Consider the following 24174-nt stretch of genomic DNA (forward strand, 5'->3'; position numbering starts at 1 on the left):
TTTTCAATTTTAAAGAAGGTAGATTCCCCGGCATCTATTCCTGTTAAAGTTTTTCCCCACTGCAACGTTATTTATATAGCTGCCATTCCTTTAAAGGGTGGCAGCTTTTATTTTATTATTTCTTTGGAACAATTGCATTGATAAATACTTAAATTAGTGGCTAAAATTATAAGATCCACTATGGGATTACTCCTCATTTTTGCAGTTCTGTCTATTTTCTTTTCCTTTATGTGTTCTATTTTGGAAGCTGCACTGCTAAGTTTTACACCATCCTATATCCAGATAAAAATTAAAGAGGGCAAATCCTACGCCCTCACATTATCAAATTATAAACAGGATATAGATAAGCCTCTTATCGCTATTCTTACCATTAATACGGTTGCCCACACAGTTGGAGCAATACTGGTTGGGGTACAGGCCGAAAAAACCTTTGGAGATGGTGGTAATGCTGTTGGTGTGGTTTCAGCAATTATGACCATTGCCATTCTTATCCTTTCTGAAATTATTCCGAAGACCATAGGCGCAACTTACTGGAAATCGCTGGGCAATTTTACAGCAAGAGCTCTAAAAATTATGCTTTTCCCGCTTAGATATACCGGTATTTTATGGCTCATGATGCTTACCACACGTTTAATTGGAAAATCTGCCCATGTACATTCCATGAGCAAGGAAGAATTTGCCGCGATTACCGATGCTGCGGAAGAGGAAGGCGTTTTTGAAGAAAGTGAAACTACAGTAATCAAAAACCTGCTGGTATTCAAATCGGTTAAAGCGAAAGATGTAATGACGCCTTTTTCGGTGGCGGTTACCGAAGATGAAACAACCACCATTGAAGTATTTCATGAAAACCATAAGAACCTGAAGTTTTCAAGAATTCCTGTTTACACCGGAAAATCTAATAATATTACCGGATTTATTCTGAAGGATGATGTACTGGAGGAAATGATTGATGAAAAAGGATCGGAACCGCTAAGCAGCCTGAAAAGGGAAATTTCAGTCACTAACTCCAATACTCCTATCCCCGAATTATTTGAAATTTTTGTCCAGAAGAGAACCCATATTTCCATGGTGGTAGATCAATTTGGCAATACCGTAGGGCTGGTTACCATGGAAGACATTATTGAAACGCTGCTGGGCCTTGAAATAATGGACGAGAGCGATAATATAGAAGATATGCAGGTGCTTGCCCGTAAAAATTGGGAAAAGCGCGCGAAACGGCTCGGACTCATGCAACAGAAAGCTCAGGAAAAAGACGGGGATGAAAACAGCAATTCTTAAAACTCCTCTCGGCTTAGCTGAAATTAAAGGCGATGAAGAGGGAATTTCAGAAATTAAAATCCTGGAAGAGCAAAAAGAAACTTCTGTAAATATTCCTGAAGTACTCGCTCCCGCCGTCCGTCAGTTAAATGAATATTTTGCAGGGCAACGCCAGCATTTTAGCCTGAAATTAAATCCTTCCGGAACCGAATTTCAGAAAAAAGTATGGAAGGCGCTACAGGCAATTTCTTTCGGAAAAACAATGTCTTACCTGGAATTATCGAAACAACTAGGTGATATAAAGGCCATCCGGGCGGTAGCTTCAGCAAATGGAAAGAATCCGCTTTGGATTGTGGTTCCCTGCCATCGGGTAATTGGAAGCAACGGTTCTTTAACAGGATACGCGGGTGGCATTCACAGGAAAAAATGGCTGCTGGAGCACGAAAATCCTCCTGTACAACAATCGCTGTTTTAGAATTTTAAAAGAATGAAAAAAGTACTGAAAACTGGAGGTTTTATCATTGCATTTATTCTGCTTGCAATTTTACTTCTTAATTTGCTGGGGTACGGTTATTTGCTTCGGGGAATCCAGGTGACTTATTTGCAGGGCCATAAAACCGCATATATTGATGATTATCCTGAATTTGAAAACAGGATAATTTCAGCTTCCTGTAAGCCCCAGGAGTGGCCCGAACATGAAATTTATAATAATGTTGAAGCCACTGAAGAATTGCAGGAATTAAATGAAGAATTAGGTACGGCCGCTTTCCTTATTATTAAAAATGACAGCATCTGGTTTGAAAAATACTACGGGGAATATGGGTCTGCTTCCAAAACAAACTCTTTTTCCATGGCCAAAAGTATTGTCTCGGCAATGCTGGGAAAAGCAATAATGGATGGTTATAAAAAACCTGTCGCAGCCTGTTTCCGATTTTTTCCCTCAGTTCGATTCCTCTTTAAAAGTTGGCGACCTTGCCTCTATGGCTTCCGGCCTAAACTGGAAAGAAGACTATTATAATCCCTTCGGAATGACTGCAAGGACTTATTTTGATGATAATATACGAGAACTTATCCTGGATCTGGAAGTGGTGGAAGAACCGGGAGAAGAATTTAAATACCTCAGCGGAAACATTCAGCTCCTGGGGATGGTCATCGAAAAAGCTACGGGAATGTCCCTTTCAAAATATTTGAGCCAAAGCTTCTGGCAACCTATGGGAATGAAGGATGATGCTTTATGGCAACTGGACAGCCGGCAAAGCGGTATGGAAAAAGCATATTGCTGCATCGCATCCAATGCCAGAGATTTTGCCAGATTTGGCAAGCTTTATAAAAACTATGGCGATTGGAACGGAAGGCAGGTATTGGATTCAGGTTTTGTAGCCAGATCTATTCATCCCCGGTTTAAAGATAGTCCGCAGTACGGCTACGGCTTCTGGCTTAGCAATTACAGGAATAAAGAGATTTTCTATATGCGCGGTATTCGTGGCCAGTATGTTATTGTTATTCCTGAAGATGACCTAATTATTGTACGACTTGGGCAGGATTTAATAAGAAAAGAAGAAGATGCTGTACATTCCCCAGATTTCTTTATGTATATTGATGAAGTATATCAAATGCTGAAGCGTGCTGGAAAAAATTAATCTGGAACATATTCTTTTCCTGGACATTGAAACTGTTCCGGAAGAAGAATCTTTCCTGAATTTACCTGAAGAAAAGCAATTGCTTTGGGAAGAAAAAACCCGCTATCAATGCAGGGAAGAATTTACGGCAGCAGAATTTTATGAGCGCGCGGGCATCTGGGCAGAATTCGGAAAAATTATATGTATTTCTGTCGGGCATTTTAAGCTGAAAGAGAGCAAAAGAAGTTTTAGGACCACTACTTTTCATGGAAATGAAAAACAACTGCTTCAGGATTTTTCAGCATTATTAAATTCCCACTTCAACAAGCCGGAGCATATGCTGTGTGCCCATAATGGTAAGGAATTCGACTTCCCTTATATCGCCAGGAGAATGATTATAAATGATATTCCCATACCTCAAAAGCTGCATCTTTCAGGAAAAAAACCCTGGGAAGTACCTCATCTGGATACTCTGGAACTGTGGAAATTCGGGGATTATAAGCATTTTACTTCACTAAAACTGCTTACAAACATTCTGGAAATCCCTTCCCCTAAAAACGATATAAATGGAAGTGAAGTTAGAAAGTGTTATTATAACAATGAAATACCGCGGATAATTACATACTGCGAAAAAGATGTAATAGCCATTGCCCAAATTGTGCTGAAATTCCGCCGTGAAAGCTTACTTTCTGCTGAAGAAATTATAAGTGTATAATCTCCTCATATTTAGCAAAACAACTTAAGCAAAACAACCAAAAAAGGCAGTGGCCGATGCCGGTTGGCATGAGTATTTTTCACAGGTGAATGCGAGAGGACAAATTATTCCGCTTAATGAAACATTGAATTCTTAATTACACTTAAACCCCATACCACCGCTATTAATGGTTAAAAGTTTCTCATGGTTAAGCGCGGTATTCTGAACATGCACATGCTTACAGGAAAAAATTGAATTCAAATCTCCACATGTAGATCACCAGAAACACGTTACGTTAGATCCTGAAATAAGTTCAGGATGACTAAAACAGGCCTTTTGATATCTTCGGCTATTTTATAATTTAAAGCTGCATTTCGGGAATTTCTCCCTCAACTATCAGTTTACCTTCCGTGGCTTTTTGTATTTCTTCCACAGAAACTCCCGGAGCTCTTTCCAGCAATTTAAAACCTTCTTTAGTTACTTCTATTACCGCCAGGTTGGTCACAATTTTGGTTACACAGCCCACACCGGTGAGCGGAAGGCTGCAACGTTTCAGCAATTTAGATTCTCCTGCCCTGTTGGTATGCATCATGGCTACAATAATATTTTCTGCGGAAGCCACTAAATCCATAGCCCCGCCCATACCTTTTACCATTTTCCCCGGAATTTTCCAATTGGCAATATCTCCGTTTTCGGCTACTTCCATAGCGCCCAGAATGGTTAAATCTACATGTTGCCCCCGTATCATCCCGAAGCTGATAGCGGAATCAAAAAAACTTGCACCGGGCAGTGCGGTAATGGTTTGTTTCCCGGCATTAATCAGATCTGCATCCTCGGTACCTTCAACAGGAAAAGGCCCCATGCCCAATATTCCGTTTTCACTCTGGAATTCCACTTCAATATCATCCCTCACATAATTGGCTACCAGGGTAGGAATCCCTATCCCAAGATTTACATAATATCCGTCCTTAACTTCCTTTGCGATTCGCTTTGCGATTCCTTCTTTATCTAACATGTTCTTTTTCTAATTAGGAGATTTGAAAATGTGTCAATTTGCTGATTTCTTTTTACTACTGGAAATTATTTTAGATAGAATGGGAGTGATAGATTTCAACTGGTCGAACAATAACTGATTTGGGCCAGGGTAATATTCAGATTTTTCGCAGAGCAGCAGCCAGTACAAAACTTCGTCAGCTTCTTTTGCACCTATTTTGCACTTATGAATAAAATCTGCTCTACTTTCAGCATTTTGTGCTTCATGTACATTAGCACCAATAGAAGTTCCACTTCTAAAAACCTGGGAAGCCATTTCATATTTATTACGTTCTCTCAACTTTTCGGAAAACTCAAAACTTACTTTTAAAATAATATTTTCCTTAGCTGGATTCATCTTCACATTAACACATTAATTAATTTTCACATTACGAACGTACCGTCCTCTTCTCTATCCTCTTTTCATAATTTTTTCCTTCAAAAATACGTTGCACGAAAATTCCCGGAATATGAATCTGATTAGGATCCAGCTCGCCCGGTTCTACCAGTTCTTCTACTTCAGCAACAGTTACTGTAGCCGCGCCGCACATTAGCGGATTAAAATTTCTGGCTGTTCCCTTAAAAATAAGATTTCCGGCTTTATCGCCTTTCCAGGCTTTCACAAAGGCAAAATCTGCCTTGAATGCCATTTCCAAAACATAATGTTTACCATCAAATTCACGGGTTTCCTTGCCTTCGGCTACTTCGGTTCCGTAACCAGCGGGAGTATAAATAGCGGGATAACCTTGTTGCGCAGCCTGGCACCTGGCAGCCAGTGTTCCTTGCGGGATAAGCTCTACTTCAAGCTCTTCGCTAAGCATCTGCCGCTCGAATTCGGCATTCTCCCCTACATAGGAAGATACCATTTTATCAATTTGTTTTTTATGAAGTAAAAGTCCGAGTCCAAAATTGTCCACCCCGGCATTGTTGGAGATACATGTAAGATTTTTAACATTGAGGCGCACCAGTTCAGAAATGGAATTTTCAGGAATCCCGCTAAGGCCAAATCCGCCCAGCATAAAAGTCATTCCGTCTTTAACTCCATTTAAAGCCTCCTGTACATTTTCTACAGTCTTTCGAATCATTTTCAGAAATTTTATCCTGAAAAATACAAAAATTAAAGAGCTGTTACAATGCTATAAAGCTCATTAATTGAATTTTCTTTAAAAAGATGCTGTAAAATCTAAAAGATCCTAAAAATCCAATTCGTCCGGAACTGTGGTATCAGAATTTTCCGTTTCCTGATATTCGCTACAATCCACAGCTATAGAAAGATCTTCCGGCCGCTTAAATTCTTCTTTAGAAACCTTCAATTCATCATCTTCGTAAACTTTTTTCATATACATTCCCCATATTGGCAGGGCCATAGTAGCTCCCTGTCCGTAAGTAATTGTAGGGAAATGTACAGAGCGGTCTTCTGCCCCAACCCAAACTCCGGTAGCCAAATCGGGTACCATACCCATAAACCAGCCATCACTCTGGTTTTGCGTGGTACCGGTTTTTCCGGCAATAGGATTTTTAAAATCATAAGGATAGCCGGTTACCGCACGTTTGTAATGATCAAGATTAGCGGCATAAGTTCCCCTTAGCCTAACACCTGAACCAGATTGAGTAACGCCTTCCATTAGCTTAACAGTCACAAAAGCTGCTTCTTTGCTTAACACATCACGGGTTTGAGGCACATTTTGATAAAGTACCGTACCGTTTTTATCTTCAATCCTGGTAACAATTACCGGCTTTACATAAACCCCTTCATTAGCGAACGTACTGTAAGCCGAAACCATTTCGAAAAGGCTTAAATCTGCTGTCCCCAGCGCAATAGAAGGCACGGCAGGAATATTTCGTGTGTCAATGCCTAACTTATCAATAAGGTCAATCACAGGTCGTGGACCGGTTTTATCAATAAGCCTTGCAGTAACCGTGTTTACCGAATTAGCAAGGGCATCTTTTAATGTCATCATACCTACATAACTTTCGGCATCGTTACCGGCATTTTTAGGTGACCAGTCTTTCAACAACCCATATCTTCCGGCTTCAATCGTAAAGCGGTTTTTTGGAAGCCTATCACAGGGAGATAATTTTAACTGGTCTATGGCCGTAGCATAAACAAATGGTTTAAAGGTAGAACCTACCTGGCGTTTCCCCTGTTTAACGTGATCGTATTTAAAGTGTTTAAAATCTGTACCGCCAACCCAGGCTTTTACTTCGCCACTTTGCGGCCTCATAGACATCATTCCCGCCTGCAGGTAAGATTTATAATATAAAATAGAATCCCGCGGCGTCATTACCGTATCTTTAGTATGATTAGGACTGGCCCAGCTAAACACACGCATTTTCCTTTCCTTTTCAAAGGAGCTCCTGATTTTTTCTTCAGACATCTCTTTAGCCTTCATCTCTTTCCAGCGGGCAGAGCGCTTCATGGCACTTTCTACAATCTGATCTACTTCACTTTCTTCCACATCGCGAAAGGGAGCTGTTGGATTATTTTTGTTTTGCCTGGTGAATTCCTTCTGTAGGTGCGCAATATGTTTTTCCACTGCTTCTTCAGCATACTCCTGCATTTTAGAATCTATGCTGGTGTAAACCTTTAATCCATCCCGGAAAATATTATATTCTGAACCATCAGGTTTCGGATTTTCATCTATCCATTCTCCTAAAAACTTTTGAACATAAGCCCTAAAGTAAGTCGCCATCCCTTCATCATGGCCTTCAGGAGAGAAATTAAGTTTTAGAGGCAGGGATTGGAGGGAATCTTTTTTGGCGGGTGTTAAATATCCGTTTTTTTCCATCTGCTTAAGTACCTGATTTCTCCTTGTTAAAGAATTGTCTTTAAATTCTTCTTTTGCCGGATTATAAAGAATCGGGTTTTTGAGCATGGCTACCAGTACCGCTGCTTCTTCAGTTTTAAGATTTTGGGGCTCCTTTCCAAAGTAAATACGCGAAGCCGAACGAATTCCCACCGCCTGGTATAAGAAGTCATACTTATTAAGGTACATGGTAATAATTTCCTGTTTGGTGTACTGCCTTTCCAGCCTTACTGCAATTACCCATTCTTTCATTTTCTGAAAAACCCTTTCAATTTTACTTTCGGGCACATCAGAAAATAAAAGTTTTGACAATTGCTGAGTAATGGTACTCGCACCACCTTTAGAACCCAGGTAGGCGATGGCCCTTAAAGTACCACGGGCATCGATGCCGGAATGGTGATAATAGCGTTCATCTTCTGTAGCCACAAGCGCCTGAACAAGGTTTTCAGGTAAATCATCATATTTTACAGGAGTACGGTTTTCGTTGTAGTATTTGCCAAGGGTTTCTCCATCGGAAGAAAAAACTTCTGTAGCCAGATTAGTTTCAGGATTTTCCAGTTCTTCAAAAGTGGGCATTTTTCCAAATGCTCCCCATCCTGCCATTAGAAAAAGGATCACCACCACAAGTAATCCTACTCCAAAGAGGGTCCAAAAACCAATTATATAAGACCCTTTACTCTTTTTTGGTACTGCTTTCTTTTTTTTAGACGTCGCCATTAAATTTTACTATTGCTGTGCGCTATTCTCTATGCGAAAGCCCACATGGGTAATACCTTCTAAATTTTCTATGCCTTCAACTTCACCATTTTTTCTCATGGCCTGTTTTATGCGCACTTTATATTCTCCGGGTTCAGGGAAACTTACATTTTCCTTATACCAAAGTTTACTTTCCTTAACGTCACCAAAACCCGTACCAAGCCATGTCCCATCCGGTGCAGCCATTTCATACTCCAGGGTATCGCTAATCACCTTACCGTGCGGAAACTGAATTTGGGTTATTAAAAACAAATTACTGTACCTGTAATTATTGTTATTCCTGATATTTATAAACAAATTGTAAGTCTTCAGGGAATCCAGTTCTCCAGGGTTAAACGTAATAATGGAATCTTTATTCCACGTAGAAACAGATTTATATTCATCAAAAACACGATCTGAATCACAGGATTGTAAACCCATAGAAGTAACTATAAGCAACAATAGAAAAAAAGCTTTACGCATTTTTTGAAGGTTTACCTTTCTTCTTTTTCCTCTTTTTATTTCTTCTTTTTCCCTGAGAGCCTTTAGGTTTATCAAACCTGGTAAGACTATCCTGCCCCACTACATTGTTGAAATCGGGCTTTTTGGTTTCTTCCATTTGCAGCACTGCTTCAAATTCTTCAAGGCTGCCTACAGATTCTTTTTTCCTGTTGGATGCTATGATTTTATTGGCTTGTTCTGCGGTGAGCTTATGCCAGTTCATCCATTCGCCTTCATAAGCATACCAAAGTACGCCCTGAAAAATATCAATTTTCTGGCATACAGCAGTTCCTTTTTTGGTGTACAGTTTGGTATCTGTTCTCGGAAAAGATTTTAGTGCCTCCAGGTAAGTATCCAGTTCATAATTCAGGCAACATTTAAGCTTTCCACATTGGCCCGCCAGCTTCTGCGGATTAAGCGAAAGCTGTTGATATCTTGCTGCGGAAGTGCTTACCGACCTGAAATCTGTTAGCCAGGTAGAACAGCAGAGTTCTCTTCCGCAGGAACCAATTCCGCCAAGTCTTGAAGCTTCCTGGCGTAGCCCGATTTGCCGCATTTCAATACGCGTATTAAACTCGCGCGCGAATTCTTTTATTAATTCTCTGAAATCCACACGATCATCGGCAGTATAATAAAAAGTAGCCTTTGATGCGTCTCCCTGAAATTCAATATCACTTATTTTCATGCTCAGGTTTAGCCTGATGGCAATTTCGCGGGCACGGACCTTCATTTTTTCTTCCCTGTCCCTTGCCTCCTGCCATATATCAATGTCTTTTTGGGAAGCCTTGCGATAAACTTTTAAAACCTCATCACTCTGGGGGGAGACCTTCTTTTTTCTCATTTGCACCCTTACCAGCTCCCCGGCAAGGCTTACCATTCCCACATCGTGACCGGGATTTGCCTCTGTAGCCACAACATCTCCCATACTCAGGCTTAAATTTTCAGTATTTCGGAAAAAATGCTTTCTCCCGTTTTTAAAGCGGACTTCTACAAAATTAAAAGGTTCAGTGCCGTTGGGAAGAGACATATTGGAAAGCCAGTCAAAAACGGTTAATTTATTACAACCATCTGTTCCACAGGTTCCATTGTTTTTACATCCTTTTGGCTGACCGTCTTTACCGGTCGAGCAACTAGTGCAGGCCATAAACTATATATATTGAAACTCCTGCAAGGGCAACTGCCCTGCGGAGTCTTTGGGTTCATAAAAAAATCTACAGTAAAGATACCAATATTAATTGGCTCTACCGTTTATAGAACGGGAAGTTAGACTTTATATTTTAAAACTTCAGACCGTCCTTTTTTGAAAATCTTATTGCTGTTGCCTTTACCCTTTCTAAGCGCCTTCTGTTCCTCATAAGATAATGAATTTATTTTCATGCAGTCTTCAGAACAGCAATTATTCATCTCCATAGCGCATTCTTTACACTGAATAAACAGCAAATGGCAGGCTTCGTTGGCACAATTTACATGCGTATCACATGCTTTCCCGCATTGATGGCAGTGGGCAATAATGTCTTCGGAAATCCTCTCGGAACGCCTATGGTCAAAAACAAAATTTTTACCTAAAAACTTATTTTCAAGATTTTGATTTTCCACCTGCCGCGCATATTCAATAATGCCGCCTTCCAGCTGAAAAACCTTTTTAAAGCCCTTATGTTTATAATAGGCACTGGCTTTTTCACATCTAATTCCTCCGGTACAATACATTACCAGGTTTTTATCTTCCTTGTAATCTTTTAAATCTTCTTCAATAATAGGCAAAGAATCCCTGAAGGTATCCACATCTGGTGTAATTGCACCCTTAAAATGGCCAATTTCGCTTTCGTAGTGGTTGCGCATATCTACCAAAACAGTATCGGGATCGTCCAAAAGTGCATTAAATTTTTCAGCATCTACGTGAATCCCGCGGTTGGTTACATCGAAACTGGCATCATTCAAACCATCGGATACAATTTTTCTGCGCACTTTTACCTTCAGCTTTAAAAATGCCTTGGCATCATGCTCTATGGCAATATTCAGTCTCACATTTTCCAGGAAATAAATTTCGTCCAGAAACTTTTTAAAAGCATCAAAATTCTTTGCGGGGATTGAGAGCTGGGCATTAATCCCCTCGTGCGCTACATAAATCCTCCCGAGAACATCTATCTGGTCCCAGGCGATGAACAAATGATTTCTGAATAATTCCGGATTTCCAATTTTAGCGTAGGCGTAGAAAGAGAGCGTCAACCGGTCTTCCCCGGCTTCTTCAATTAAAGCTTCCCTTTCTTTAGCACTTAATTTATTGTACAGTTGCATGCTATACTAATTATAAGATTTAAAGAAATTTATGCAAAGATAGGAAAAAGATAAACAGACTGCCAATATAGAAGAACACCTTAAAAAAGAGCCAGCACCGCTTTGCTCAAGAAAAATGAACAGGAATTAGTACAACCTGCTATAAATAATTCCTACTTTAAACTCCAGACTTTACCCCACTCTTTCACATCATAAAATTGTGATGCAGCAAAACTTATAGTATTTTAGCAGCAGTTAAAACAGAAAGAAATTATGAGCAACGATAAAGAAAAAGATGCCAAATTAAAAGCACTGAAGCTAACCCTTGATAAAATGGATAAAACCTATGGCAAGGGCACGGTAATGAAGATGAGCGACCAGGCTATTGTAGATGTTGAGGCTATTTCTACCGGTTCCCTTGGCCTTGATTTGGCTTTGGGGGTTGGAGGTTATCCCAGAGGAAGAGTTGTTGAGATATACGGGCCGGAATCCTCAGGTAAAACTACACTTACGCTTCACGCCATTGCTGAAGCACAAAAGTCTGGCGGAATTGCCGCATTTATTGATGCCGAACATGCTTTTGACCGGTTCTATGCTGAAAAACTTGGTGTGGATATTGAAAATCTCATTATTTCCCAACCCGATAACGGGGAGCAGGCTTTGGAAATTACCGATAATCTTATCCGTTCAGGTGCTATTGATATTATTGTAATTGACTCTGTTGCGGCGCTAACTCCAAAAAGCGAAATAGAAGGAGAAATGGGAGACTCTAAAATGGGGCTTCATGCACGTTTAATGTCCCAGGCACTAAGAAAGCTTACATCTTCCATAAGCAAAACTAACTGTACGGTGATTTTTATTAACCAGTTAAGGGAGAAAATTGGGGTTATGTTTGGTAATCCCGAAACAACAACCGGTGGTAACGCGCTTAAATTTTATGCTTCAGTAAGACTGGACATCAGAAGGTCTACTCAAATTAAAGATAGTAACAGTAATGTAATGGGTAACAAAACCCGTGTAAAAGTGGTAAAGAATAAGGTAGCCCCGCCATTTAAAACTGCGGAATTTGATATTATGTATGGGGAAGGAGTTTCTAAAATCGGCGAAATAATTGATATAGGTGTTGATTATGAAATTGTAAAGAAAAGCGGTTCCTGGTTTAGTTATGAAGACACAAAATTAGGGCAGGGCCGGGATGCTGTAAAAACCATCCTGAAAGACAATCCGGACCTGATGGATGAGCTTGAAACCAAAATAAAAGAGGCGATAAAAGTCGCCAACGAATAGCACAAATTTAAAATCCCTTTTTCAAGGGATTTTTTTTTGATCTTAACGCAACCTTCTCTCATTCTTTGCATCTAAGAAGTACAAACTTTAAATAAAATATAAAAATGAAAAAACTTAGTTTATTACTGATCTTAGCTTTAACACTTGTAAGCTGTAATGATGATGATGGTGAAAATATTGATTTTGGTTTTGCTGAAATTACCGGAGAAGACCTTCCGGAATATTTTGAACTTACGGAAGAATATGAAATTAATGTGACCTATGAGCTTCCCGATGCATGCCATACATTTTATGGGTTTACCGGTAGCAATTTTGAAGATGAGGATGATGAAACAATTTATGTTTATGAAATTGTTGCCAACACCTCATACAATCCTAATGAGACAGAATGTGAGGAAGAAGATACAGATCTTTCTGAAACAAAAACTTTGGACGAAGATTTTAAGCTGCCTGCAGCATTCTCTTATGAAACTGTTCGATTTAAATTCCTCACCGGAGTATCTTCTTCAAATGAGGCAGAATTCATGACCGTTGATGTACCTGTTGGTGCTCCTGATGACGAAGATGAAGACGAGGATGAAGACGAAGACAGCGGGGATGATACAGATGACGATTCCAGCGACGAAAGCAGTAACTAATATCTAAAATTGGTGAGTCTAAAGAAGCTCATAAAAAACTGCAAAAAACAGGATATTAGGGCACAGGAAGAGCTATACCGGTTATATGCCGATAAGCTCTTTGGCCTGTGCCTTAAATATTCTTCAAATTACCATGAAGCCGAAGATAACCTTCAGGATGGCTTTCTCACCATTTTTGAAAAAATTGCCCAGTATAAAGATAAAGGTTCTTTTGAAGGCTGGATGAAAAGGATTGTTATAAATACCGCTCTCCAAAAACACAGAAAGACAAAATTTTTACAAATCATCAATGAAAATCAAATTGAAGAACCTATTGTAGAAGTTGATGATGACAGCCTTGAACAAAGTTTTTTATTACAAACTGTTCAGGAGTTACCAGAGCGTTACCGGCAGGTTTTCAACCTGTATGCTTTGGATGGACATTCCCATAAAGAAATAGCTTCAATGCTGGAAATTTCTGTAGGAACTTCCAAATCTAACCTGGCCAGGGCCAGAAATATTTTAAAGGAGAAGATTGAGAATCATCAAAACAACAATTCTGTGCAATCCCTATGACGGCTAAATTTTTAGTCATCGCAAATTGATGAAGATGAAAGAAAGAAAAAACATAGATAGGCTTTATCAGGAGAAATTCAAAGATTTTGAAGCTTCTCCCAGGGAGGAGGTATGGCAAAATATTTCAGCCAGACTTAAAAAGAAAGAGGAGAAGAAACCTCTAATTATTCCTTTATGGTACAAGCTGGGGGGAATAGCCGCCGCGCTTGCTGTAATTATGGGGCTTACCTATTTCCTTAACAATAACATCATTTTAAATACTGGCACAGAGGTGGTTTTTGAAATTGAAGATACCAACCGCCCGAAAATTAAATTTCCTGAAAATAATTCAACACTTCAGAAAGCTATAAAGCTCCTAGATTCTGTACAGGCTGAAAGTGAAAATATCAGAAATACTGAAAATGTCCAATACGCGGCCAATTTAGAAAATTCTTCCCGCGAAAAAGCTTCAGCTTCAGAACTATCAAATATTGACTCCAACAATACGGCTCAAGAAACAAATAACGAGGAGGAAAGCATTGCTTCCGAAAGCAGTCCGAACCCAACTTCCGAAGATAATAAATTTTCAAATCCTCAATCCCAAGAGAGCAATTCTTCAGCAATTGCAGAAAACGAAGAACAAGAAAATAAAGCTACAGAAGAACCTGCTTCAGAAAAAAATATACCGGACAATTTAGATGAAAATGCAGGAAATAATGCTCTTGCCGAGCTTGCAGATAAAAAGGAAGAGGAGAAAGAGTTAATCCCAAAGAACGAAAAAGGAAAAATAAGGTTAAGCACTTTTGCAGCTCCCATTTTCTACGATAATCTTGGCAGCGGCAATGCAATTTCTGCAGAATTCAGTAATAATAATTCTCAGTCCCAGGTAACAATGGCTTACGGACTGAATATTGCTTATCCCATAAATGAGAAATTGAGTATTAGAACAGGAATAAGTAAGGTAAATATTAATTATGATATTGAAGAAATTTCATATGCTCCTTCTGCTTTTGCTCGAAATATTGAAAGTATAGATTACAACACCAGTAATAATTTACAGATACAGGATGATAGTCCGGCAATAAGAATTCCCAACTCGGCGGAGTCTCCATCAGGTTTTAATAATTACTCTGCCGTCTCCCCTGCTTACGTTTCTGGACAAATCAATCAACAATATGGATTTCTTGAAGTACCGGTGGAGATTGAATATGCTCTTATTAACAAAAAATTCGACCTTAATATTATTGGCGGAGGCAGCAGTTTGTTTTTAGATCAGAATACGGTTAGTATTATGGCCAACAACCAGCGAACCGAATTAGGAGAAGCCAACAATATAAATAAGGTAAGTTTTAGTACCAACATTGGATTAGGCCTGGGCTATGAATTTCTTCCCGATTTTAAAATAAATGTGGAGCCGATTTTTAAATACCAGTTAAACACTTTTAAAGGCACCGAGGGAGTGCAGCCTTTCTTCTTCGGAATTTATTCCGGTTTTAGCTTTAAGTTCTAATGAATAGTTGGGTTCTGTAATTCCTGCAAGATAATTTCCCTTGTTTCCTCTCTTAATGCTCTTTTATCTCCAACAATTTTTCCTTTTGTGGGCAAAAAATGATGAATTTTCACCCGAAGTTTTCCCGGGCCTCCACTGAAAAATTTATATGAAAATCTTTTCTTACAATCATGAAAAGTAATAGGCACAACAGGAATTTGATGCTCTATAGCCAATCTGAAAGCACCATCTTTAAAGTTATCTAAAAAAATAGTATGATCATTAGGCACACCTCCTTCTGGGAAAATACATATGCTGTTCCCTTGCTTCAGCCTGCGCTGTGCCTCATTAAAAGCATACTGCCTGCTCCGCTGGCTTTTGCGATCTACAAGAATAGAAGTCTTTCGGTAGAAGTGTCCAAAAAGGGGGATTTTGGCCAACTCCACCTTTCCTATAAAAACAAAAGGATGTTTATTAACAATCAGCATCAACATAATATCCACTATGGAGGTATGATTGGCTATAATCATATAGCTTTTTCCTTTCTGCATTTTTTCAGCACACTTCACCTTTGGGTAAAAGCCCATCCCGTAAATTATACATTTTGCCCATATCCTTGCACAAACATAGAATTGAGGGTAAAAACGTTCAGCAGAAGCAACTACAAGAAGTACCGGCAACATAACCAAAATGGGCAGCCCTAACAGGATGTAGAACCAGATACGCCATAACAGTAATGCGAACTTTTTGAGTATGCCCATAGAAACCAAAAGTACTAAATTGAGTCGACTGAATTCTACAAAAAGGCTAACTTTGTAAAAAATTGAAAAAGGAAATGTCCAGAATACTTACAGGAGTACAAAGCACGGGAACACCACATTTAGGGAATTTATTAGGGGCTATTTTACCTGCCGTTAACATGGCCAATACCCCGGGAAATGAATCGTTCATTTTTATTGCCGATATGCATTCCCTTACTCAAATTAAAGATGCCGAAACTTTAAGGAACAACACCTATTCTGTAGCGGCAACCTGGTTAGCCTGTGGCCTGGACATTAATAAAAGTGTTTTTTACCGCCAGAGCGATATCCCGCAGGTAACAGAACTTACCTGGTATTTAAGTTGCTTTTTTCCATACCAGCGGCTAACCCTCGCCCATTCTTTTAAGGATAAGGCAGACCGGCTGGAAGACGTAAATGCGGGGCTTTTTAATTATCCAATGTTGATGGCGGCAGATATTTTGCTTTATGATGCCGAAATTGTACCGGTGGGAAAAGACCAGCTGCAGCATTTGGAAATCACGCGGGATGTGGCTTCCCGTATTCACTCCAAAATAGGAGAGATTTTTGTGCTTCCCGAAGCCAAAGTTGAAAAGAACACCATGTACGTGCCGGGAACAGACGGGGAGAAAATGAGCAAATCCAAGGGGAATTACATAAATATTTTTCAGACAGATAAAAAACTGAGAAAGCAGGTAATGGGTATACAAACAGACAGTACTCCGCTTGAAGAGCCAAAAGACCCTGAAACCTGTAATGTGTTTGGCTTATATAAACTTGTAGCCGGCGATGATCAAATTGCTGAAATGCGAAAAAATTACGAAGGTGGAAACTACGGTTACGGCCATGCCAAGCAGGCACTATTTGAAGTGCTTAAAGAAAAGTTCCAGGAGCCAAGGGAAAAATATGAACATTATATGAATAACCTGCCGGAACTGGATAAGGCTTTAAGCCACGGCGCCGAAAAAGCTTCTAAAGTAGCCAATTCTGTATTACAGCGGGTTAGGGAGAAAATGGGGTACTAGACTAATTCAAACAACTTTCCCGGCAAAGGTCTTATCACGCCTTTTAGCTCCATATTGAGCAAAACAGAAGCTGCTTTAAAAGTAGGAAAGCCGCAATTAAGGGCAATAATATCCAGTTCTGCTTTGCTACTGTTCCGCAAAAAACCTGCAATTACCTCTTCTTCCGGCTCCAGTTCTATAAATAATTGCTTTTGTACAGGTTTTTCTGAATCGGGAAGATCCCAGTTCAGCAAATAAACTAAATCTGCTGCTGAAGTAAGAACATGAGCATTTTGGGATTTGATAAGATTATTACAGCCTATACTATAATTATCTCCGGGACGGCCGGGAACTGCAAAGACTTCCCTGTTATAGGAATTTGCTATATCTGCTGTAACAAGCGAGCCACCTTTTTCAGCGCTTTCAATAACAATTGTAGCCTCGCTTAAACCGGCAATTATCCGGTTGCGTTTCAAGAAATTATTGCGGTCGAACTTATCGGTACTCCAGAAATCGGTAAAGAAGCCGCCATTGTTTTCTATCCCGGCCATATATTTTCGGTGTGCTTTAGGATAGATCTGATTTAAGCCGTGAGCCAGGCAACCTACGGTTTGAAGCCCGTACTTATTGGCCGCTTTTTGTGCAGTTATATCCACACCATAGGCATAGCCTGAAACAATAACCGGATTTAGAGGAACCAGTTCTTCTATTAATTCTTCGCAGAATGCACTACCATGACTGGTAATATTACGCGTTCCCACAATACTGATTATTTTTTGCCTTTCCAGATTAATATTTCCTTTTTGGAAAAGCAGAACAGGACCATCAAAACAATGCTTCAATTTTTCAGGATAATCCTGATCCTGAAAGTAGGAGACTTTTATATTGTTCCTTTCGATAAACTTCAGCTCATTTTCAGCTGCTTTAAAATGTGCAGAATTCTGAAGTTCGGCTATTCTTGCCTGGCCTACCCCCTCAAGCTTCAGTAAATTTTGCTTCTTTTCTTTAAAAACCGCTTCTGCAGAACCAAAATGTCTGATAAGTTTTTTAGCCGTACTATCCCCCAGATTTGGAACATGTTGCAGGGCCAGCACATAAAAAAGTTGGGAAAGATCCATCTTTTAAAATTACAGAAAAAAACATTTGTTAATAAAAATTCTTTAGGTAATTTTATCCAAAGGCTTGAACCCTTATTTTTGTACCGATGAACATAGCACAGCATATTCAGGATTTACTTTACCGTTACGAATGCGTAATTGTACCCGGTTTTGGGGCTTTTCTTTCCCAGAAACAACCAGCTTTTATAGACAGCAAAACCAGTACTTTTTATCCGCCCAAAAAGGTAGTCTCATTTAACAGGCAACTGGTTAAAAATGATGGTTTGCTCGCCAATTATCTGGCTGAAGCCGAGAATCTTTCCTACAGCAATGCAATTTATAAGATAAATGAATTTGTTGCTTCCCTGGAAAAATCCCTTGAGGAGGATAAACAGGCTGAACTGGAAAACATCGGTAAATTAAGCTTTTCTGAAGAAAATATTTTGCAATTCGAGCCTTACACAAATGTAAACTATCTAACCGATTCCTTTGGACTGGACTTTTTCCAAAGTGGCGTGGTAAACAGGGAAGTTTATAAAAAACAGGTGGAGGAGCTGGAAGAAAAAACACCATTCCTCTTTACTCCTGAAAAGAGAAAATCTGCATCTTATCTTAAATATGCCGCTATAGGTCTTATAGCGCTGGGAATATCAGGCTTTGCAGGATTAAACATTTACAGCAACCAGGTTTCTGAACATAATATTGCAGAACAGCAGGAAGCAGAAAGCCAACTTCAGCAGCAAATTCAGCAGGCAACCTTCATTATCGATAATCCGTTACCGGCAGTAACATTAAACGTTGAGAAACAGTCCGGCGATTATCATATTGTTGCAGGTGCTTTTCGTATGCCTGAAAATGCTGAAAAAAAGGTGGAGGAGCTTAAATCTGATGGATATAAGGCAAGACTGATTGGCGAAAATAAATATGGCCTTCATCAGGTAGTATACGCAAGCCTCCAGACACGAACGGAAGCTATAAATATGTTACGTGAGGTGAAGCATACAAACGAAAGTGCGTGGTTGCTGGTTCAGGAACTTTAATACTTCTTTAACCGCAAAAAGCCCTGATCACCCTTATTTTTGCCGAAAATACAGAATATGCAAGCTAAATCTCCGGCAGAATCCAGAACTACCCTTACTGATCTTGTTTTACCAAGTGAAACAAATCCACTAAATAACCTGTTTGGAGGAGAACTTCTTGCCCGAATGGACCGTGCCGCGAGTATTGCCGCACGCCGCCATAGCCGCAGAATTGTAGTAACCGCCTCTGTTAACCATGTTGCTTTTAATAAAGCTATTCCTTTAGGAAGCGTTGTTACCGTTGAAGCAGCTGTTTCCCGTGCCTTTAAGTCTTCTATGGAGATCTTTATTGATGTTTGGGTAGAAGATCGCGAAAGCGGTCGGCGCTCTAAAGCCAATGAAGCTATTTACACTTTTGTTGCCGTAGATGAAACCGGAACTCCTATTCAAATCCCACCTTTAGAACCGGAAACAGACCTGGAAAAAGAACGTTTTGAGGCTGCTTTAAGAAGAAAACAGTTAAGCCTGGTATTAGCAGGAAAACTGGCACCCAATGAAGCTACAGAGCTTAAGGCATTATTTGTTTAATCATCCCCCGGGATTTTGAAAATGTATTCTTAAGCCAAAGCCCAGTATCAAAAGACTGTGTTTATTAAAATAATCTTCCAGTTCCCGGGGAGCTTTAATATCCATCCTGTCCCATCTCGTTGCAGCTTTAACATATACTGCCATTGTCCTGTCAAACCGAAAAGCTAATTCAGATTGTAACCACGTAGCATCTCCTTCTTCGGTAAATTTATCTTCGGGGGCGCGATTGGTATAATATACAACTCCAAGGCCGGCTGTGGTATGAAGGCTCAATTCCCTGTTAAAGGCATGGTAATAGCCCACATTTATTCCTAAAAGGTTTGTGGTGGTACCACTTATGTTTCCAGTATTCTCCCTGTTTTCCACCCTTCCGCCAAAAACACTGTAATGGGTTCCAAGCGTAAGCTCAGGAATAACAAACCAATTAAAATCCAGAGCAAAGCCCCCGTATGTATTGTACTCTCCCCAAAATGAATCGTTAATACTAACCGGCCGGAAAAATTCAGCATGAAAAAATACGGTTTCCGGATCTTCAGCTATATATTGATTCGCCGGAAGAGTATCGTTTTGAGCAAAACAAAAAGCATATATAAAAATGCCAGTTATTGTTAGTTTAATATTCAAACTCATAGGAGGAATTTGTAATATTAACCGGTATCAACCATTCATTCCAATCTTCATCTTCAGCAAATTTATATTCAAGCACAATTTGTGAGCCTCCGGTAGTTTCAATATTAGTGTTTATTTCTTCTTCATCGGGAAATTTACGAAAATTTGCTTCTGAAGTATTCGCAAGAAACCTGGAAGACCTAAATTCTTCAAATGTATCGAGTTTAAAAAATTTATGTGTCTTTTCGTATTTCAGCTTAAGAAAAAGAGTGTCATTTCTACCGGAGATATTATCTGTTTCTATGGTAAAATTCACAACAGGCTCCAGGAATATTTCACCCAGATCCATATCAATTTCTTGGGAACTTAGAGAATCTATAAAACTCAGGCTGGAATAATGCTCATTATAAAGTTCTGTATCAGGATGATTAATATTAACAGAAAAAAAGCTGTTAGAGCTATTCAGGCTAACAAACGAAAAGATACCGGTATTTAAGGATTTTCCGGTTCCCAAAATAGCTTTGGAATTTATATAAGGCTCTAAATGTTCTGATCCTGCGGATATAACTGAAATATCAGGAACAGCATTTTCAGACCTGTTCAGGAGTTTTCCATTAACCCCTAAACGAATATATTCCTCTATCCTTACTTCATGCCTGTAACATGATGTAAGAAAAAATCCGGCTATGCATATAAAAAGTGCCTTTTTCATCTGGCAACCAAATAAAAGTTGTTCTTGAAAGATACACAAAAACATAAAAGGTTGCGTCTAAGAATTTTACATTTGATAAATCCAGTCGGCTGGATTCATTTTCTGGGTATTCTTAAAAATCAGAAAATGAAGGGTGGTTTTGCCGGTAGTTCGGTTAGTGGCTACTTCTCCTATTTCCTGCTCGGTGCTCACCACGTCTCCCCTTTTCACATAAACCTCATCAAGATTATCATATATGGTAATATAATCCCCGTGTCTTACCATTACCGCTTTGTTTGCACCTTTAAGAAGCTGAACTTCACTTACCGTTCCATTAAATACCGCCCGTGCCTTTCCTCCGGGATCGGTATCGATATTCACCCCGTTATTATTGATAATTGCAGTTTGTACAATAGGATGGCGATGTTGTCCAAAAGACATGGTGACCACTCCAGATCGTACCGGCCAGGGAAGTTTGCCTTTATTGTTGGCAAAATCGGCGGCAAGGGCCTTTGCTGCAGGGGTAAGTTCAAATACATCACGAGAAGTAGATCCGCTTTCTTCATTGGCCTTGGCAATAGACGCCCGCACCATTTCTTCAATTTGTTGATCTATACGATTAATTTCCTGCTGGCGCTCTTTAATTTGGGCTGCAAACTGTCCTTCTTTCTCATTAATTGTAGCCATTAATGCCTGCTGGGCTTTCCTGTTTTCCTCCAGTTGCTGTCTCGTATTCCTGTTTTCGGCAATCAGCTTTTCCTTTTCTTGCTTCTGATTAGCGAGATTCTTGTTAAGACGCTGTAAATCTTCCGTACGGGAGCGTATTTGCTCTCCCTGCTCTTTCCTGTAGTTTGTGTACTGCTTCATATACTGAAGCCTTTTATAAGCCTGTAAAAAGTTTTCTGATGACAATAAAAACATTATCCGGCTTTGTTGGGATTTACTTTTATAAGATTTTTGAATCATGCCCGCATAGTCGTCCTTCAATTGTTGTAATTCTTTCCGAAGAGCGGAAATTTTCTGAGAATTCTCATTGATTTCCTGCGTTAGCAAATTTGCCTGCTGATCGGTAACATTTATAAGATTTTCAGTCTGTTTTATTTGCTGATTAAGATCTTCCACCTGGGTAAGGACAGACTTTTCTTTCTGTTTGTTACTGGAGCGCAATTCATTAATCTTCCTGATCTCATTGCGCAATTCCAACCGCTTTTTTTCCAGCGTCTCACGATTGGTTTGAGCGTATAAACCATGGCTTAGACCGAAAGTGATAAAGAGCAGAAAAATATGCGTAAATTTCTTCATTCTCATCTTACACTGATTTCATCATAACCGGAAGGAATATCAAATGGAAAACTTACTTCCTGATTAAATTCTACAGAGCGATAGGTAATATCAATATTAGTAGATTCGCCGCCTTCGTTGGCAATAATCTTAATATTATCAGGAAAAATTCTGCCATCAATTGTTTGATAGTCGGAGTAGGTAATAGTTACGCTGCGGTTTTCTGAAGTCTGGGCCAATTGCTGGGCTGTTGCTTTATAATTTGTAGGATCAATTAAAAACATTCTTTCTACAGCGCTAACTTCTTCAGGTAGAAACTGATACCCCCTTGCCGATTGCTCCATCCGGTAAGGCTCTTCCCTAAGATTATAAATAGTCTGGCCTATTAAAAGATTCTGAAGTTTTTGAAAGTCAAGCGGTGTACCAAGCCATTCACTTACAAGGCTAAAATCACCATCAAAATAACTTTTGCTGATCTTTTCATAATAACTCACCGAGGTTGGAGTAATATAAACTTTAGCTACAGGAAAACCCAGAACCGTGGCACTCATCCAGATGGCTTTATCCTTTTCCATCCTGAAACTTAAATTTACAGACTGGGTTCTATCTTCAGTTTGATAGACTGCCCGTAATTTACCTGAGGCAGTCTTAAAATCTGCTTCATTATCATAATGCCGGGCGATTACATTGGCTGCTTTGGCATTTTTTGTGGCAATTTCTTTTGTCGCACGGCCTCCTCCACAGGAAACCAGGATTAACGTTAGACAAATAAGGGCTATATTATTTTTAAACATCAGTTTATTTCTTTTAATGTTAATTTTGCTTTCCTGGAAAATTCTGCAGCTTTTTCTTCATTTTCCAGGCCTGCATTTGCCAGAGCCAGTTGAGCATAAAAATCAGACTCAATCTTTTTATCGTCGATTAAAAAATCAAGGCCAAAAGTAAGAATTTCCTCTGCTTCATTAAACTGCTTTAACGCATTTAAAGCTACGCCACGTAGCAGATATAGTATAGGCTGTGCAGGAAAAATTTCTAAAGCTTCTTCACTTAATCCGGCCGCTGCTTCAAATTTGCTAAATTCAAGCTGTAACAAAAGGGCACTCCTGGTAAGTTCAAAATCATCCGGATTTTGTAATAAAGCTTTTTCAAAGAACCCCATGGCTTCCTGTTTGCTGCCGTTTTTAAGGTAGTACTGGCCCAATTCCCGGTACAATTCCGGACGCTCTTCCGCTTCAGAAAGCAACTCTGCCATTTCCATTAAATCTTGCTCATATTGCGGATTTTCGCCTGCAAACAGTAAAAAATCATTTAAAACCTTATACTTGGAATCTGGGTCAATTTCTTCACTGCGGAAGACCTTCTTCATTGAATTTACGGCAGCTTCAGTTTCGCCTTTATCAAGATAGAATTTGTACAAAGCCAGATGAACCAGTGTTGAGGCGGGATTGGTTTTGAGCAATTCCTGGGCGATTTTAAAGGCTTCCTCGTCATTCCCATCCTGACTGTGCACGTAAATAAGATTAAGGTAATTCTGCTCATTTTCAGGATCGGTTGAGATTTCCTCTTGCAGGTTACTTATTTGTGCTTCGGTGTTATTTGTTAAAGCATAAATTTGCCTGCGCATTTTTTCTCTGTAGGAGCTACTTCCCAATTTTCTATCCAGCTCGTCTATAAGTTGTAAAGCTTCGTCATATCGCCCACTGAGCATATACAGGTTTGCCAGATCTTCATTATAAGAATTCTCCAGCGGAATAAGTTCTTTTACAACTAAAACCGCTTCTTCATAATTCTTGCCAAGCATGTATGTATCATAAAGTCCAGCAAGAATTGCTTCCTTTTGTGGAGCAAGTTCCAGTGCTTTTCTAAAATTTTCTTCCGCTAAATTAAAATTTTCAAGAGCCTTATAATTTTTGGCCATTTCAAAGAAAATAACCGGGTTCTGCGGCTGGAGCCTTTCACATTCCTCCAGCGCCGTGATGGCCTTTTCATAATTTTCTATACCTTTTTGCTTAAGCGCTTCAAAAAAGTACTCCTGAAATTCATCGGTCACATTGCCTAAATCATCCTGATTTACCTCCTGTAGAAAACCCTCATTTTCCTGGGCATTAGCCGCAGAAAAGAAAAAGGCGCCTATAATAGCAAATATCAGGATTGGTCTTTTCATTTATTATTAAATTCAGGCCATACTAGACCGGTACTACTAAAAATCCCACAGGTTTGGAAACCTGTGGGATTTAGG

General features: G+C 39.5%; 25 protein-coding genes and 1 pseudogene. 12 read left to right on the forward strand and 14 right to left on the reverse strand.

Annotated features, from left to right (window positions below):
- Positions 1-180 precede the first annotated feature (180 nt).
- From RM539_RS01765 to RM539_RS20050, 5 genes and pseudogenes are all read left to right on the forward strand, one after another.
- Positions 181-1278, forward strand: coding sequence for a CNNM domain-containing protein (locus tag RM539_RS01765; RefSeq protein WP_311501757.1), 1098 nt, complete (start codon positions 181-183; stop codon positions 1276-1278).
- Entirely contained in the window at positions 1259-1732 is a 474-nt protein-coding gene (locus RM539_RS01770) for a methylated-DNA--[protein]-cysteine S-methyltransferase (protein WP_311501758.1), read from the forward strand. Before RM539_RS01765 ends, RM539_RS01770 begins: the two co-directional genes overlap by 20 nt.
- Before the next feature lie 12 nt (positions 1733-1744).
- Positions 1745-2897 (forward strand): annotated as a pseudogene (locus RM539_RS01775) (serine hydrolase domain-containing protein).
- The gene (locus tag RM539_RS01780) at positions 2881-3591 is read left to right on the forward strand and encodes a 3'-5' exonuclease (protein ID WP_311501760.1); all 711 of its coding nucleotides are present in this window, start codon (positions 2881-2883) and stop codon (positions 3589-3591) included. The pseudogene RM539_RS01775 and the gene RM539_RS01780 overlap by 17 nt, the downstream one beginning before the upstream one ends.
- 49 nt (positions 3592-3640) lie before the next feature.
- Entirely contained in the window at positions 3641-3727 is an 87-nt protein-coding gene (locus RM539_RS20050; RefSeq protein ID WP_432264606.1) for a DUF6616 family protein, read from the forward strand.
- Between the two features lie 204 nt (positions 3728-3931).
- Here the strand turns inward: RM539_RS20050 and RM539_RS01785 are convergent, their stop codons facing one another.
- The 7 genes from RM539_RS01785 to trhO form a co-directional block, all read right to left on the reverse strand.
- Positions 3932-4585: a CoA transferase subunit B gene (locus tag RM539_RS01785; protein ID WP_311501762.1), complete on the reverse strand. Its 654-nt coding sequence runs from the start codon at positions 4583-4585 to the stop codon at positions 3932-3934.
- A 33-nt stretch (positions 4586-4618) separates the two neighbouring features.
- Positions 4619-4960 (reverse strand): four helix bundle protein, encoded by a 342-nt coding sequence (locus RM539_RS01790; RefSeq protein ID WP_311501764.1) that lies wholly within the window; start codon positions 4958-4960, stop codon positions 4619-4621.
- A 31-nt stretch (positions 4961-4991) separates the two neighbouring features.
- A complete protein-coding gene (locus tag RM539_RS01795; RefSeq protein WP_311501767.1) occupies positions 4992-5687 on the reverse strand; it encodes a CoA transferase subunit A in 696 nt (231 codons plus the stop codon).
- Positions 5688-5795: 108 nt separating this feature from the next.
- The gene (locus RM539_RS01800; protein WP_311501769.1) at positions 5796-8126 is read right to left on the reverse strand and encodes a penicillin-binding protein 1A; all 2331 of its coding nucleotides are present in this window, start codon (positions 8124-8126) and stop codon (positions 5796-5798) included.
- Positions 8127-8135: 9 nt separating this feature from the next.
- A complete protein-coding gene (locus RM539_RS01805; RefSeq protein ID WP_311501771.1) occupies positions 8136-8627 on the reverse strand; it encodes a gliding motility lipoprotein GldH in 492 nt (163 codons plus the stop codon).
- Positions 8620-9789, reverse strand: a complete 1170-nt coding sequence (locus tag RM539_RS01810) for a PSP1 domain-containing protein (protein WP_311501772.1) — start codon at positions 9787-9789, stop codon at positions 8620-8622. The genes RM539_RS01805 and RM539_RS01810 overlap by 8 nt, the downstream gene beginning before the upstream one ends.
- 119 nt (positions 9790-9908) lie before the next feature.
- Positions 9909-10940: an oxygen-dependent tRNA uridine(34) hydroxylase TrhO gene (gene trhO, locus RM539_RS01815; protein WP_311501773.1), complete on the reverse strand. Its 1032-nt coding sequence runs from the start codon at positions 10938-10940 to the stop codon at positions 9909-9911.
- A 252-nt stretch (positions 10941-11192) separates the two neighbouring features.
- On the opposite strand from trhO, the gene recA reads away from it, so the two are divergent.
- The 4 genes from recA (at position 11193) to RM539_RS01835 (ending at position 14888) form a co-directional block, all read left to right on the forward strand.
- Positions 11193-12206: a recombinase RecA gene (recA, locus tag RM539_RS01820; RefSeq protein ID WP_311501774.1), complete on the forward strand. Its 1014-nt coding sequence runs from the start codon at positions 11193-11195 to the stop codon at positions 12204-12206.
- A gap of 104 nt (positions 12207-12310) precedes the next feature.
- Positions 12311-12844 (forward strand): hypothetical protein, encoded by a 534-nt coding sequence (locus tag RM539_RS01825; RefSeq protein WP_311501775.1) that lies wholly within the window; start codon positions 12311-12313, stop codon positions 12842-12844.
- Between the two features lie 12 nt (positions 12845-12856).
- On the forward strand, positions 12857-13399 hold the full coding sequence (locus RM539_RS01830) for an RNA polymerase sigma factor (protein WP_311501776.1): 543 nt from the start codon (positions 12857-12859) through the stop codon (positions 13397-13399).
- 34 nt (positions 13400-13433) lie between these two features.
- Entirely contained in the window at positions 13434-14888 is a 1455-nt protein-coding gene (locus RM539_RS01835) for a hypothetical protein (protein ID WP_311501777.1), read from the forward strand.
- Here RM539_RS01835 and RM539_RS01840 read toward each other — a convergent pair.
- A complete protein-coding gene (locus RM539_RS01840) occupies positions 14885-15628 on the reverse strand; it encodes a lysophospholipid acyltransferase family protein (protein WP_311501778.1) in 744 nt (247 codons plus the stop codon). The two genes, RM539_RS01835 and RM539_RS01840, sit on opposite strands and share 4 nt — an antisense overlap.
- Before the next feature lie 74 nt (positions 15629-15702).
- Here RM539_RS01840 and trpS point away from each other — a divergent pair, with 74 nt between their 5' ends.
- Positions 15703-16671: a tryptophan--tRNA ligase gene (trpS, locus tag RM539_RS01845; RefSeq protein WP_311501779.1), complete on the forward strand. Its 969-nt coding sequence runs from the start codon at positions 15703-15705 to the stop codon at positions 16669-16671.
- Here trpS and dprA read toward each other — a convergent pair.
- Complete coding sequence (dprA, locus tag RM539_RS01850) at positions 16668-17768, reverse strand: DNA-processing protein DprA (protein ID WP_311501780.1); 1101 nt, start codon at positions 17766-17768, stop codon at positions 16668-16670. The genes trpS and dprA overlap by 4 nt on opposite strands.
- A gap of 86 nt (positions 17769-17854) precedes the next feature.
- On the opposite strand from dprA, the gene RM539_RS01855 reads away from it, so the two are divergent.
- Together RM539_RS01855 and RM539_RS01860 are read left to right on the forward strand one after the other, a co-directional pair.
- Entirely contained in the window at positions 17855-18787 is a 933-nt protein-coding gene (locus RM539_RS01855; RefSeq protein WP_311501781.1) for an HU domain-containing protein, read from the forward strand.
- Between the two features lie 57 nt (positions 18788-18844).
- A complete protein-coding gene (locus RM539_RS01860) occupies positions 18845-19354 on the forward strand; it encodes an acyl-CoA thioesterase (protein WP_311501783.1) in 510 nt (169 codons plus the stop codon).
- Here RM539_RS01860 and RM539_RS01865 read toward each other — a convergent pair whose 3' ends face one another.
- From RM539_RS01865 to RM539_RS01885, 5 genes are all read right to left on the reverse strand, one after another.
- Positions 19355-19984, reverse strand: coding sequence for a hypothetical protein (locus RM539_RS01865; protein ID WP_311501784.1), 630 nt, complete (start codon positions 19982-19984; stop codon positions 19355-19357).
- A complete protein-coding gene (locus RM539_RS01870) occupies positions 19968-20675 on the reverse strand; it encodes a hypothetical protein (RefSeq protein ID WP_311501786.1) in 708 nt (235 codons plus the stop codon). The genes RM539_RS01865 and RM539_RS01870 overlap by 17 nt, the downstream gene beginning before the upstream one ends.
- A gap of 66 nt (positions 20676-20741) precedes the next feature.
- Complete coding sequence (locus RM539_RS01875) at positions 20742-21962, reverse strand: murein hydrolase activator EnvC family protein (protein WP_311501787.1); 1221 nt, start codon at positions 21960-21962, stop codon at positions 20742-20744.
- Entirely contained in the window at positions 21959-22729 is a 771-nt protein-coding gene (lolB1, locus tag RM539_RS01880; protein WP_311501789.1) for a lipoprotein insertase outer membrane protein LolB1, read from the reverse strand. Before lolB1 ends, RM539_RS01875 begins: the two co-directional genes overlap by 4 nt.
- Positions 22729-24099, reverse strand: a complete 1371-nt coding sequence (locus tag RM539_RS01885; protein ID WP_311501790.1) for a tetratricopeptide repeat protein — start codon at positions 24097-24099, stop codon at positions 22729-22731. Before RM539_RS01885 ends, lolB1 begins: the two co-directional genes overlap by 1 nt.
- Positions 24100-24174: the final 75 nt, after the last annotated feature.

This window comes from Autumnicola musiva (assembly GCF_031846585.1).
Taxonomy (GTDB): domain Bacteria; phylum Bacteroidota; class Bacteroidia; order Flavobacteriales; family Flavobacteriaceae; genus Autumnicola; species Autumnicola musiva.